This is a genomic window from Bacillus sp. CH_48, assembly GCF_038008465.1.
GTDB lineage: Bacteria > Bacillota > Bacilli > Bacillales > Bacillaceae_G > Bacillus_A > Bacillus_A thuringiensis_S.
In genome coordinates, this window is record NZ_JBBOZF010000001.1 from 96263 (window position 1) to 109832 (window position 13570).

A 13570-nucleotide genomic window follows, 5' to 3' on the forward strand; every position below is an offset into this window, starting at 1 on the left:
AGAGGAATGCAAAAGTTTATTGTTGCAGCAAGTATGTTGCTGTTATTTGTAGGTTGTCTATTCTTTGTAACTGATATGGTGATTGGAGATACAACACATACTGATAATAAATCGTCTTTAGAAAGGGGAGGCGAGATAGCTGTGGCTAAGTCTGTAAAAGTAGGTACTCTGCGTGCAGAAGAAGAAATAGCTATTGATCCAGGAAAAGCGAAACAAGAGTTTGAAAAGGCGTATAACGGTAATGCGGATTTTAAAGATCCCGCTTCAAAACGTAACTTCACTGTACATGATGTACAGGAAAAACCAGCAATGATTGCTGTCGAAGGTGATGCAGAAGCTGCTAGTTATTTTAAGCAATTTGATGAAAAAAAAGAAACGATAAAGAGTAAAGCGAGAAGTATTATTATTTATGATGCGAATGGAAAAGAAAAACAATTAGGTGGAAACGTAAAATAAAGAAAAAGAGTAGGTGCATTAAAAATGCAAAATACAGTAACTACGGCTCTATTCCTTACCTTTTCTTTATTATTAATTAGCCTTTTACCCGAAGGCGTTTTGTATGGAATACAGTTAGTGAAAGCACATAACTTTGCTGCTGATATGGTAGAAAACGCAGAAAATAAGGGTGGATTTCAATATGATTACAATGGAAAAAGGGTGGATTTAGTCCCTGGGATAGAGAAAAGAATGAAAGAAGAAAAGATGGATGGATGGAAGTATGAGTATACAAAGGGACGCATCGATCATAATCAATCCCTTTCTTTTAAGGTGAAAGCAGAACACCATTTCTTCATATTTAAGCTGATTGGTGTAGATGGCATAAAAGCTCCGATATGGGCGAGTAAAGAGGGATTGGGACAAGTATATTTTAAGTAATGAAAATTCTAAGATTTGTACTATAAAAGACTATGCTGAAAAGTATAGTTTTTTTGTCAGGAAAATATACCTATATAGAACAGAAGTTATAAAAAATGTTAATTAATTAATTTATATGTTAAATTATCTGGATTTTATGTTTAAATTAGGTACAATAAAAGAATCTATGAAAAACTAATATATTTGGAGGAACAAACAATGGCTAACAAATTTTTAAAAACAGCAACAGCACTAACAATTATGGGTACATCATTACTAGGAGCAGGAGCATTTACTGCTAAGGCTGATAACACAGACTCATTAAAATTCAATGATGTTCCAGCAAATCACTGGTCTACAAAAGCAATTTATGATTTAACAAATCGTAAAGTAGTGCAAGGGTACGGAAATAATATCTTTGGCTTTGGTGATAATGTAACTCGTGGGCAAGTTGCTCGTATGATTTATATGTACGTAAAACCAGCAGATGCAGATGCTAGCTTCAAAAATCCTTTTACTGATATTAAAGGACATTTGTTTGAAAAAGAAATCTTAGCACTTGCTAAAGCAGGACTTGTAAATGGATTTGGTGATGGGAAGTATGGTCCAGATGATATTTTAACTCGTGAACAAATGGCACAAGTGCTTACAAATGCTTTTAAATTTAAGGCAACGAAAACAACAAAATTTGCAGATGTTGATAAAAATTCTTGGTCTTACGGTGCAATTAGTGCATTAGAGGAAAATGGGGTTACAATTGGTACAGGAGATAATATGTATTCTCCAAAAATGTTTGTAACACGTGAAGCGTATAGCCAATTCTTATATAACTCTATTAATGCAGTTGAAAAAGAAACAAAACCAGAAGTGAAGCCAGATCCAAAGCCTGAAACAAAACCAGAAGTGAAACCAGATCCAAAGCCTGAAACAAAACCAGAAGTGAAACCAGATCCAAAGCCTGAAACAAAACCAGAGGAAAAACCAGAAGTGAAGCCAGACCCGAAACCTGAAGTTCAATTGCCTGCAGGTATGGATTCTAATCTAGTCACAGAGAATATTGAATATTACCCTGAAGCAGTTGAAAAAATGCCAGTTGTAAAGCAACAAGTTTCGAATGAAGCACAAAGAATAATAAAAGAGGTTAATGGAAGATTCGGTACAAATTTAAAGTATAGTGAAATTAGTAACGATGTATCTTTACTCGATAAAAATATGTATCTTCCTGCAGGTACTATTGGAGCGCAATTTGTTGTGCAATCAGATAATGAAGGAAATTATAAAATTATATTTTTAGATAATAACAAAGCTACAGTATCTTTAACTAAAGAGTGGACGAAATTATTAAGTGGTTTGAACTTAGATAATGAGTTACAGGAAGCAATTGATACACAAAAAACAAAAGTATTTGAGAAAGATAATTTTAAAATCCGTATTGCACACTCAACTGCGGAACATATGATGTATGTTGAAGTGGAAAAGAAATAAAGTTGTTATTATCAGAGAAATTTGATATCATTATACACGTAATATAATAATAAAATAATTTTACGATAATTACGTAAAGGACACACCTTACGTACCTACTAAAGGTACAGGTGTGTCCTTTTTTGTTTTTTAGGGGGATAAGATATGAAATTAAAAAGGAAATTTTTAATTAGTTGTACGTCTGCATTGTTGTTATTACCTACATTGGCACATGCAAAGAATAGTGATGTACCCTTCTTTGATGGGGATGAAGAAAAATTTATGAAAGCAAAAGAACTGCAAATGCCAGGAAGGTTTTATCGTCCAGGAAGTGGGTATGCCGCAAAGGAATCACTATATTTAAGTGACTTACATTATCCAGCTGTATATAATGGTTCTTTTAGTTGGGATAATTCAAATGAAAACAAAGTACAAAATGAAGAACTCTCAGAACCTTTTGTTCGTATTGCTAATGAAGGATACCTAAACAATTCAGTTCCTGCAGGAGATCGTATGGTAACCGAAGTACAAAGAATTAATGATGACATAATAGCTAGTAAGTATTGGGGGAATCCTGAATTTGTTTTAGCAGAAATACTGAAGTATAGACTTTCGCAGTATCAAGGAAGTAAAGTATATGGCGATTTTTACTGGATTCGTGATATTGCCTATTTATCCGGAGGGTATGCTGGATCCGGAGGAAACGCTAATAAATATAATTTGTGGTTTGTACGTACAAGTAAGCCTGAAATAAAAGACATTAAAGCCTCTAGTAGCAAAAAAGATGTACCTGTTAAATTTATATTCAACGGTTTTGAATATGTAAGTAAAAATAAAGGATATAACGATCGAGATCCCAATGGAACAACAGTAAATCCTTATCAAAGAGCTGCAGGTGAACGTAATCGAGTCAAGTGGATTCTTGATATTATAAAAGATGGCGAAACTGTTCATCATCAAGAAAATTACTTACGTTCAACTCCACAAAAAGATAACCAAAAACCAAATGAAGGAGATGCAGGGCAATTTAAGTCAGAAGAACTAAAGTGGCAGCCACAAATGTGTGGCCGATATACTGCGAAAATTAAAGTCCTTGATGCTGTTCAGAGGGAATCAAACGAGAAAACTGTTGATTTCACCATAGATGGTAACTGTGGTACTGAAGTAACACCTAACCCAGATCCAGGAGATGAAGATGATTTTAAGTATAAAATTGATTTTTCTGCTGATCGAATTGAAGGAGAAACAGCAAGAGAAGGAAAGAATATCAAAACAAGAGTAGATGTATCACGTGATACATTTAAACTAGAGCGTAATCAATATAGAGCAAAGGTAAACAACAATATTAATAAGTCTCAACAAGAAATAAACAGCGCTGAATCTGATAGAGATAGTGCGCAGTCCAGTTTAAGTTATTGTCGTCGCAATCCAATTCATGAAGTAGATGCCGAGGGAAAGGATCACTATTATGATAGAGACTGCTCTTGGGAAGAAAATAAATTAGATAGTGCAGCAAGTAAGCTAGATAATGCAAGACAGAAACTAGAAAAAGAGAAGAATAAAATTAAAAAGTTAGATGTATTAGAAGAAAAATATAAGAATCCTGAAACAGTAGTTGTGTTAAAACATAACGGACAACAAGTATCATCACAAAAGGTAAGATTAACTGAGGGAGAAAGGAAAACCTTGAACCTTGACTGGCAACATAAAGGGAAAGGAACAATTCAGGCAGAAATTAACCCTGATGGTAATCGCATAGACATAGAGGAAACTACGTATAAAAATAATCCTATTAAAACCGCTATCTATGAGCCTTCAAAAGAAAAAGCAATGTGTGGTGTAACGAGTGTGAAAGGTGTAGTAGAGACAGTAGGTGAACGTGTGTCAAAAGAGGATACGGTGGGAGAAATGTTCTATGAAACATTAAGTGGAAGTATAGATAATTTGGCACCATCTAAGCTTCATTCTGGCTATGGGTTTTCGTATGAAGTAAACGGAACATATAAAAATCAGTGGAATGAAAATTATCTTGGTGTATTTGCAAAAGCAACGGCACAATATCCGTTTGCTGATGAGGGATTAAAATCTAAACAAAATTTAGAATCTAAGAAAAATACAGGTTCCATATCAAGTTTTTCTCCAAAAAATATGTATCTATCAGAGAAAACGGGCCATGTCTTCGATAGTAAAAGACCAACGAAGTCTTTATACTGGGATGGACAAGAGAAAATCATTGATGGTGGGCAAAAATGGTATACCCCAATGAAGACAAAAGATGGTGTATATACCTTTAATATAGAAACAGCTCCAGCAGGTATCAATGAAATGAGTCTATGTTTAATTGAGCAAGTAGAGATTAAAGGTGTTGCGTATGATGATTTCATAAAAAGAAGAGTATTTCCTGACGATCCATTCCCTGGAGGAAGTGGAGTTGGTTGGAATTGGGTTGGTAAGGAAGACGTACTTTATAAATTAACAGATTGGTATTACATGAGAAATAGGAAATGAGAATAAAATATAGTATAATTAGATGAATCGACACAATAAGATATCCTTCTTAAACTAGTAGCTGAATGGATAAACCAAAGGCACATCCCGTAATGGGATGTGTCTTTTTTTGTAGAAAGGGGAATATTGAATGGATAAAAAGAAAAAACAACGTATGAAACGTGTAATTTTCATTGGAATTATCGTAATGATTGCATCGTTATATATTGGAAGTGAATTTCAGGATCGGAATGGGAAAAGTTATGCTCCTGCAAAGTATTTTGAAACAGGAACAAAATTGATTTCGTTTTAATAATAATTTTGTCTCTTGTATCAACTATTGTGAACAGTATTTCCATGCGATCTCTTCTTTTCTCCATAAAATGAAAGAGAAAGGATAGCAAACGAACACCTTGGAATATTCAGTTGTGTTAGATTAATTACAACATATTTTTGGGATGCTTAATAGGTTAAAAACCTTGTTATAACAGGGTTTTTGGAGCGAAGTTAATTATCGATTACGTGTTTTTAAATAGAAAAAACAGATATTTTTTAGAAATGATTGACATGAAACTATATATATCATAATATTGAGATTGTAATATTAAAGAAAATAAATCCAACATTTTCATATAGACTTTAGATTAGCTAAAAGGACACACCTAAGGCGTTTTACGCCATAGGTGTGTCCTTTTTTGCGTTTAAAGGCTACATAAGGAGGAATATAAACATTGAAGCCGTCTAAGTTTCAAATGAAGCAGATTACAGCGGTAGGTTTAGCTGCTATAACAGTAGCGGGTATCTATGGATACAATCATTTTGCAGTAGAAAATGCAGTAAAACCAACAAAAGTTGTTGTAGCTGCAAAGGATATACCTGCGCATACAGAGATTAAAGAAGAAATGCTAGTGGAACGAACATTACCTGGTGATGGGATTCCTCCAAATGCATTACGTGTAAGTAAAAAAGAGGTTATAGGTAAGTGGACAAATGATGGGCAGCCCATCACCGAAAATAGCTATCTTTTTAAAAATAAAGTAGTAAAGAAAGAGGAGTTACCTGACTCTGCCATTTTAAATTTGAAAGATGGAGAAGTTGCATTCCCGTTACTCGTTGATTTGGAAACAAGTTCAGGTAATAGTATCATTCCTAACACTTATGTGGACTTATATTTTAAGCAGGTTGTGAAGGACGGGGAAAATGAGAAGGTAGTATTCGGTGGTCTTTTCCAACGTGTACGTGTTACGGCTGCAAAGGATAGCAATACAGAAGATGCATTTGTACTAGAAAAGAAAGAATCAAAAGAGGAACAAGAAGGAAAACAAAAGCCAAAGGTAACACGATTATATACATTGGCTGTTTCACCAGAACAACTTCAATATCTAAACCGTGCGAAAACACTTGGAGATGTAATTCCTGTTGCAGTTGGACAAAAGGTAGAACAAACAGGGAAAGAATTAGAAACAGCAGAAGGATTCTCGCAAATATCTGACCAGAAAAATATTTTAGACTATGTAGAGAAGCATTCAACCAATCCCATATCTAAAAGTGTAAAAGAATATGTTGCACAGTATCTGAACGAATCCAAATAAGGAAGGGGCTTTTAAGATGGACCGGCAAGTAAGAATGGTTGCCTTTTATGCGACAAACGAAAACGTAGGAAAAAGTACGTTAAGTATTGCGATGGCAAATGAGTTAGCTCATTTAGGGAAAAAGGTGCTTTATGTAGAAGCGGACCAAGTAAGACCAAACTTCGCGGTTGGAACAGGTCTTAGCCATGAGAGTAAAAACATGCTAGGGCTTGTAAGAAAAGAAAATGAATACAATCTCTTGCAATATATTTGTACCAAGCAAGATTTACTAGAAAAAAAAGTGAATCCAAGGCTGGCGCAAAAATTACACGATAAGATGGATTTTCTGGTGTTTCCATCAGGTTATAGCTTAAATCAATTCCCAGAGATTCAAAACAAAGAATTGTTTGTAACGACATTTATCGAATCACTTGTAGATACAGAATATGACTACATCATTCTATCGGTACCAACTGAATTATCCGAGGTGCTTAGTTACCCAATTCTATACCAATCAGACCTTGTTGTTCATGTGCTAAATGGCAACCCTCGTGGTGCGTTAGCAATTAAAAGAGAATTACAACTAATAGAAGAAGCAAAGCTAACATTGCCTCGTATGATTCATGTTTTGAATATGGGAGACGAGGACTATGTAGAAGATATTGAAAAGCTTTCTTCCCAAAACATTGCAGTGACAATTCCGTATGACAGAGATCGTACGAGTTATGAATGGGGGATGCAATTTGGTTCCCCGCAAATTAATGCAAAGGTCCATCATATTATGGAAGCAGCTGGTCTTAATATTCCATCCCAGCACTCCTCTATGAAAAAGGGTCTCTTTGGTTTACGAAATTAAAAAGGTGGCAAGTAGTATGTGGGGCTATTTACAGGGAAAACAAGTATCCTTAAAGCGAAATCGAGTGGATTTATATCACTTTGGTTATAGGATTCGTTCTAAATCGGTGCGAAAGTTAGGAACAACTACAGCTCAACAAATTAAAGATATTACGGATGAAATTCGTGCATTTTTAGTAAAAGAACATCGTGATATCTTAAGCGAATCCTTTATGAATAAAGAGAAGAGAACAGCTGTGGAGCAAATTATTAAAGGCTTTTTACTAAGCAATCAAGTCGTCGTTTCAGATGTACCTTCAGAACAGTTACTAAATATGGTGTGTGATGAAATTGTTGGATTTGGGATTATAGAACCTTTAAAAGAAGATAAGGATGTAACTGATATTTATATCAATGGCACAAAAGAAATCATTTACGAAAAAATCGGAGAGGGAGAATGTACATTTCCTTACCGATTTGAGACAGAAGAAGAAGTGAAAGCCCTAGCTTATAAGATGGTAAACAGTACATCAGAGTCATTAAATACAGCAAAGCCATATGTTGACTGCGTATTTCCGTATATACGTATCAATATTGCGTTAGATGAACTTGGGGGACTCGGAACAACGATAACGATTCGTAAGAATGCGGATCACCTTCGTGCTTCTGAAGAGCGGATGTTATCTACCAATCAAGCATCGAAAGAAATGTTGAACTTTTTGGCTGCAGCTGTGAAAGCCAAAATGAATATTTTAGTTGCTGGAGCTACGGGTACAGGGAAATCAGAGTTTATGAAATATCTTGCTTCTCACATTCCGAAAGGAAAGAAAAAAGAACGTACTCTTGTAGTAGAAGATAACCCTGAATTATATTTGCATCGCATTTTTCCAGAACATCATTTTGTTCCGATGCAGTGTAGGGCATCGGAAGTAGAAGAAAATGCAATCGACTTTGATAGATTGTTAACAAATGCTTTACGTCAAGGGCCCAAGCGATTAATTGTAGGGGAATCGAGGGGGAAAGAAGCGTTAAAAATGATTAACTTTTTCCAAACAGGACATCCTGGTTTCACCTCTGTCCATGCAAGAAGTGCAAAAGAAGCAGTTAGGCGTTTAATGCTTATGTGTCTGCAAAGTGGTGCGAATATTGATGCCCAGTATTTATATGAATTGATTTCACAGACATTTGATGTAATTGTCTTTTTGGAAAAGAAAGATGATGGAAATCGTTATATTACAGAGATGATTGAACTATTGGATTATCAGGAAGATATACAGTTTAATCCATTGTCTCAGTTTATGCCAACATATGAGAAACAAGATGAAATGAATGAAAGAATAGGGAAAATTCATGGCCAACATATTATTACAGGAAGAATATCAGCTGATATGGAGAAGAAATTCCGTTCTTCTACTGTAAATCCAGCTCTTTATGCACCATTCCTTTCAAAACAGGAGGTGCAATATGCGTAGTTTATTAGCCTATGGATGCATATTCTTGATATTTATTAGTGTAGTATTGCTCGTTTTACTTTTTGCAAAATCTAAGGGTTCTGCTCTCTCTCAATTTGTTCAAGAAAATGAGAAAGAAGAAAGGCGCTTGGAATTAAGAAATATCAAAGGGATACGAATGTATTTGCCACAATCCGTTATCCAAGAAGCCCAAAAGTACGAGTGGAAATTAACAAAAAGTATGTACTGGGTATATACGATTCTTTCCGGAATGAGTATTGCAGCAGTATTCTATTTTTCTTTTGGTAGAGATCCTTTTACACTGATTACCGTTTTATCTGGATTTTTAGTTCCAAGGTTTCTTCTTTATCGAAGAAAAAAACGTTACTACTTGGTTGTCATTGACCGTCTTTCTATCTATATGAAAGCTGTAGCAAATGCACTTCAAATTAGTAACAATGCAAAACGGGTATTAGTTCAGGTGAAGCCAATGATGCATGAAAGCATTCAAGAAGAAATAGAGAAAGTTTCTCTTTTATTAGAAGGTGGAACCACAATGCATCGTGCATTTAGAGGATTCAATGAAACGTTTAACTTTAGAGAATTGGTTTTCTTCCATGAAATGTTGGAAGTGTGCAGCCGAGAAGGTGGAACAAATTCAGTTCAAGTCTTACTAGATATTGCAGAAGATTTCGAAAAACAAAAGCTATACCTGGCAAGATTGCGTTCTAGTTTGTCGCAAGCGCAACGTGCCTTTGTACAGAACTGCTTAATTGCCATTGCTATGCCGATTGTTATTATGTTGATGTCAAAAGAAGCATATGGATTTTTAGCAGGTTCTATGATGGGAAAAATCGCGTTAGCGGTAAATATGTTCATTGTCTTTTTCTTAGCAACCCGTGTAGAAAAGATTGCAAATTATAACCCAACAGAAAGAGGGGAATAAGGTGGCTACGATTTTAGCTGTAGTGGTATTCGTTGTCATGTACTGGGTATTCTCTACCTTTCTACAAAGTAAAAAAGATAGCGGTAGCTTACTTACGAACTATGTAGAAAATGCAAAACGAATTGAAAAGAAGAATTTAAATCAGATGATGCTCGCGCCCTTCCAGTCGTTATCACATAAGTACCTGACAGAAGAAAAGAAAGAGCAGATTCAGAAAAAATTAGAAGAAGCTGGCCTGGATACGAAACCAGAAGAATATTTAAAGATGAAGGTAGCATATCCCATCATTTTCACCTCTGTTTTCTTGATATGTACGGTGTTCCATGATTACTACTTATTTAAAGTGGGAGTTTTGATTTCACCACTGCTTTACTTCTATCCTGATTATCTATTAAAGAGAAGAATCAAGCAGGCGATAGAAGCTAGGAAGTTCGAATTACCAGAGTATCTAATTCCTATGCTGCAGCTGTTAAAAACACATACAACATTAGAAGCAGTAAAAAAGGCAGAGATATATGCTGGAAGACATCTTCGTCCGTATGTATCTACACTTACTGCGGAATTAGAAATGTATGCTGGCTCGGATCAACCATTTCGAAACTTTGCTGCTGCTTTAAATAGTCCAGAAGTAAATACCTTTACGATTGCATTGCAACAAGCGCAAAAAACGGACAAGGTACAGAGTCTTCATATTATGGATGCACAGATTAAAATGATGCGTGAGTTAAAACATGAGAACTATAACCGTCTCATTCAAAATAAGCCGATGGAAATGAATAAATTTAACGTCGCAGTTATTGGATGTATTGTGATTTATCCAATGGTGATTGTTATTCAATCCTTAATGCAAGGATTTGCAAGTTTATAGTAGATGTTATCAAAAATGGAATAGGTAAAGGAGCATTACACATGTTAACAAAAATGAAGAATTGGTTAAAAAACGAAGACTCACAATTATCATCAGAAAACGGTATGTTAATCGCGTTAGCGGTGATTATCGTATTAGTAATTGGCCCGTTTGTATGGAAAGCAATTCAAGGCGGGTATGATACAATTCTAGCTCGATTTACAAAAGCATCAAACAATGCAGATGTGAATTCTTGGAACAAGTAATAGAAGTTTTAGATGAATGATGTTTATTACGTATAGCTCAAATAAATGGAGAAGGGAGATTCAATCATGTTAGCAAAAATGAAAAATTGGTTAAAAAATGAGGATTCGCAACTATCATCAGAAAACGGTATGTTAATCGCTCTGGCGGTAATTATCGTATTAGTAATTGGCCCATTTGTATGGAAGGCGATCCAAGGTGGTTATGATACGATCCTGGCAAGATTCACAAAAGCATCAAGCAATGCAGACGTAAATTCTTGGAATAAGTAATTAAAGATTTAAATAGATAAGTTCTAATTTTAGTAGATACTTAAAATTGATATATAAAGGAGACGAAATGAAATGTTAGCAAAAATGAAAAGTTGGTTAAAAAACGAAGACTCACAATTATCATCAGAAAACGGTATGTTAATCGCGTTAGCGGTGATTATTGTATTAGTAATTGGCCCGTTCGTATGGAAAGCAATCCAAGGTGGTTATGATACAATTCTAGCTCGATTCACAAAAGCATCAAGCAATGCAGATGTTGATTCTTGGAACAAAAAATAAATATAAAAATAAACGAGGGGGCTACTCTAAAAGTGGTTCCCTTTTTTACACAGTATTTTTATATGAAATTAAGAGGGGAGTAAAGAAAATGAGCCTGTATATCATGGGATTATTTCTAAGTTATATGGTACTTAATGTATTTACCGACTTAAAGTATAGAAAAACAAAAAATATATGGCATTTCATTTTTTTAGTAGTAGGTTTAGGTATCACGTATTTTGCTGGAATACGAACGGGAAAAGAGATTGTAATTGTACTAACTATGGCCTTAGTATGTGGCTTATTGTTAGAGACATTTAAATTTTCTTCACCCGGTGATACGAAAATGCTTGTGGTGGCAGCTCTATATGTTAGCGATGTAGCAGAGGAATCGGCTATGCTTACCGCTATTACATTAACAGCTTTCCATTTACTATTCTTTTGGATTGCTAGCGTGTATCGTTTAATTAAAATTCTAGGGTTTGTAGGAGCGATTAAAGACCAATTGGAGCATGCTGCTTCTATATTTGGGGCAAAACTACCAAAGAAAGAAATACAGCTGATACAGAGCTTTCCAGGGGCTTGTTCTATTTTATTAGGAGCAATTGTGTATATTGCTTTCACTATTTATCAAAATGGAGGTATCTTGGCTTGAACAGTAGAATCATTCATCAAAGAGAAACCTATATTTACTTTACAATTTTTGCTCTAATAGGCGTTATTATTTTAAACATGTTTATTAATATATTGTTTGTATTAGCATATCCTTTACTAATAGGATTAATTGTGCAGGTTATCTTGTTGCAGAAGATAAAGAAGCCATTTTATCGGAGCGGAAAAGAATTAACAGAACAGTTAAAACTAAAAAATATGTTTCTAGTAGAATCAAATATTTTAGGAGATGAAGAAGGAACAGTTTATGAGGTGCATCAAATGCCTTTTACAATCTCTAATGGATTAATTAAAAAAGATAAGACTTATAAAGTGATAAAACAAGAGTATGAGAGAAAAGTCAAAGAGGATTTAACGAAAATTTCTAAATGGCAAGTTACAACAAAAGCTAGACTTGTAACGACAACTCATTTTCGTTTATATACAATTTGGCAGAAAAATAGTACAGGCTATCAGCTAAAGAAGTTAGAAGATTGTATAGATCCATATGCCAAGATGAACTTTATTCAATGGATAATTGCTTCATTCTGTACGACTGGCCGTTTAAAGTATGATAAGAAGCCTAAAGAATGGGAAAGTTACGAATGGATAACCTTAAAATAAAAAGACAAAAGTTATAATACTTTTGTCTTTTTTTCTTGCTATTTCTTCTAACAGTTTCGTGAACTATACATGATTTTTAGCGAGTTCTATAAATGCTTGATATTTTGTCACATCACTAATATCAAGTCCGAAATCGAAAGCATCTATTTCTGCATGATAACCGTAAGATACTAAACCAAAATCTTTATGTGACTCAGGTAAATAAATAAGTACCTTTGCATTTTTATAGTCTTTTAAATTTTATAATTCATACATTTTAATGATTAGATATTTACCGATTCTATTAATTGCATTTGTTCCGCTTGTGATGTTAGAAATCTCATCATAAATGTGTAATGTATGATTTTCACTGTCGAAGATAAATAAAAAAAAGACACCCAAAGGTGCCTTCCTGCGACTTGAACCATCTTAATTTTAATAATATGTATTGGACGCTAATCCAAAGATAATTCTAACATGCTTTCATATAAATGAAAGCGGATTATTTAACTTACTTAATTACTTTGTCCATAACTTCTTTATATTTGTTAAATTGTGCATCTTCCATATCACCATTCATTTGTATAAGGAAGTTACCTTTTGCGTAAGTATGAGAGAATAGCATTTGATTACCATTACCTAAATCGTCATAGTATTTCTTAGCTTTTTCAAGATCTTCTTTGTTTTTAAACTCAAATATTCTACCACCACTATCTTCACCTAATGCTGGAACAAGAATGCGCTTTGCTTCTTTTCTAGTATTTCCAAATTCTTTTTCTGGTAGGTCACTAGGATTGTCAGCTTCTAATCCTGCAGCTTTAAATTCTTCAATTACCTTACCAACCGTGACATTACTTGTCATTGATTTAACGCTGTCACAAGCGGATAAACCAAATAATAATAGAGCTCCAATAAGTAATACTGCTAATCTTTTAAACATAGTTGTTCATTCCTCCTAATATAAATAAATCCTTAAATATAATAACAAACTATTTATCTTTATATTGTCAAAAGGAAATAAAAAAGAGAGCTGGAGCCTTCAAGGGCCATCTTGAAATTCAATACCA

The 13570-nt window shown here is 34.4% G+C and carries 16 protein-coding genes; 15 read left to right on the forward strand and 1 reads right to left on the reverse strand.

The window, feature by feature from the left end; translation table 11 throughout:
- Positions 1-6 precede the first annotated feature (6 nt).
- The 15 genes from N2V92_RS00460 to N2V92_RS00530 all read left to right on the forward strand — a co-directional run bounded on the left by N2V92_RS00460 (position 7) and on the right by N2V92_RS00530 (position 12524).
- The gene (locus tag N2V92_RS00460) at positions 7-456 is read left to right on the forward strand and encodes a hypothetical protein (RefSeq protein WP_097919464.1); all 450 of its coding nucleotides are present in this window, start codon (positions 7-9) and stop codon (positions 454-456) included.
- 24 nt (positions 457-480) lie between these two features.
- A complete protein-coding gene (locus tag N2V92_RS00465) occupies positions 481-876 on the forward strand; it encodes a DUF4320 family protein (RefSeq protein ID WP_001181729.1) in 396 nt (131 codons plus the stop codon).
- A 198-nt stretch (positions 877-1074) separates the two neighbouring features.
- Complete coding sequence (locus N2V92_RS00470; RefSeq protein WP_098518171.1) at positions 1075-2340, forward strand: S-layer homology domain-containing protein; 1266 nt, start codon at positions 1075-1077, stop codon at positions 2338-2340.
- A 144-nt stretch (positions 2341-2484) separates the two neighbouring features.
- On the forward strand, positions 2485-4827 hold the full coding sequence (locus N2V92_RS00475) for a hypothetical protein (protein ID WP_098505512.1): 2343 nt from the start codon (positions 2485-2487) through the stop codon (positions 4825-4827).
- Between the two features lie 130 nt (positions 4828-4957).
- Positions 4958-5119, forward strand: a complete 162-nt coding sequence (locus N2V92_RS00480; RefSeq protein ID WP_000358416.1) for a hypothetical protein — start codon at positions 4958-4960, stop codon at positions 5117-5119.
- A gap of 418 nt (positions 5120-5537) precedes the next feature.
- Positions 5538-6398: a Flp pilus assembly protein CpaB gene (gene cpaB, locus N2V92_RS00485; protein WP_098505513.1), complete on the forward strand. Its 861-nt coding sequence runs from the start codon at positions 5538-5540 to the stop codon at positions 6396-6398.
- Between the two features lie 16 nt (positions 6399-6414).
- On the forward strand, positions 6415-7233 hold the full coding sequence (locus N2V92_RS00490) for an AAA family ATPase (protein WP_098505514.1): 819 nt from the start codon (positions 6415-6417) through the stop codon (positions 7231-7233).
- A gap of 16 nt (positions 7234-7249) precedes the next feature.
- On the forward strand, positions 7250-8683 hold the full coding sequence (locus N2V92_RS00495) for a CpaF family protein (protein ID WP_000264624.1): 1434 nt from the start codon (positions 7250-7252) through the stop codon (positions 8681-8683).
- Positions 8676-9608, forward strand: a complete 933-nt coding sequence (locus tag N2V92_RS00500; protein ID WP_170264903.1) for a type II secretion system F family protein — start codon at positions 8676-8678, stop codon at positions 9606-9608. The genes N2V92_RS00495 and N2V92_RS00500 overlap by 8 nt, the downstream gene beginning before the upstream one ends.
- Before the next feature lies 1 nt (position 9609).
- Entirely contained in the window at positions 9610-10476 is an 867-nt protein-coding gene (locus N2V92_RS00505; protein ID WP_170264902.1) for a hypothetical protein, read from the forward strand.
- Positions 10477-10517: 41 nt separating this feature from the next.
- Entirely contained in the window at positions 10518-10721 is a 204-nt protein-coding gene (locus N2V92_RS00510) for a hypothetical protein (RefSeq protein ID WP_000956352.1), read from the forward strand.
- 66 nt (positions 10722-10787) lie between these two features.
- Positions 10788-10991 (forward strand): hypothetical protein, encoded by a 204-nt coding sequence (locus N2V92_RS00515; RefSeq protein ID WP_000879955.1) that lies wholly within the window; start codon positions 10788-10790, stop codon positions 10989-10991.
- Between the two features lie 72 nt (positions 10992-11063).
- Complete coding sequence (locus tag N2V92_RS00520) at positions 11064-11270, forward strand: hypothetical protein (protein WP_000879960.1); 207 nt, start codon at positions 11064-11066, stop codon at positions 11268-11270.
- 88 nt (positions 11271-11358) lie between these two features.
- A complete protein-coding gene (locus N2V92_RS00525) occupies positions 11359-11904 on the forward strand; it encodes a hypothetical protein (RefSeq protein ID WP_000061106.1) in 546 nt (181 codons plus the stop codon).
- Positions 11901-12524, forward strand: coding sequence for a hypothetical protein (locus N2V92_RS00530; RefSeq protein WP_061664717.1), 624 nt, complete (start codon positions 11901-11903; stop codon positions 12522-12524). Before N2V92_RS00525 ends, N2V92_RS00530 begins: the two co-directional genes overlap by 4 nt.
- Before the next feature lie 490 nt (positions 12525-13014).
- Here the strand turns inward: N2V92_RS00530 and N2V92_RS00535 are convergent, their stop codons facing one another.
- Positions 13015-13443, reverse strand: a complete 429-nt coding sequence (locus N2V92_RS00535) for a hypothetical protein (protein WP_000476458.1) — start codon at positions 13441-13443, stop codon at positions 13015-13017.
- Positions 13444-13570 lie beyond the last annotated feature (127 nt).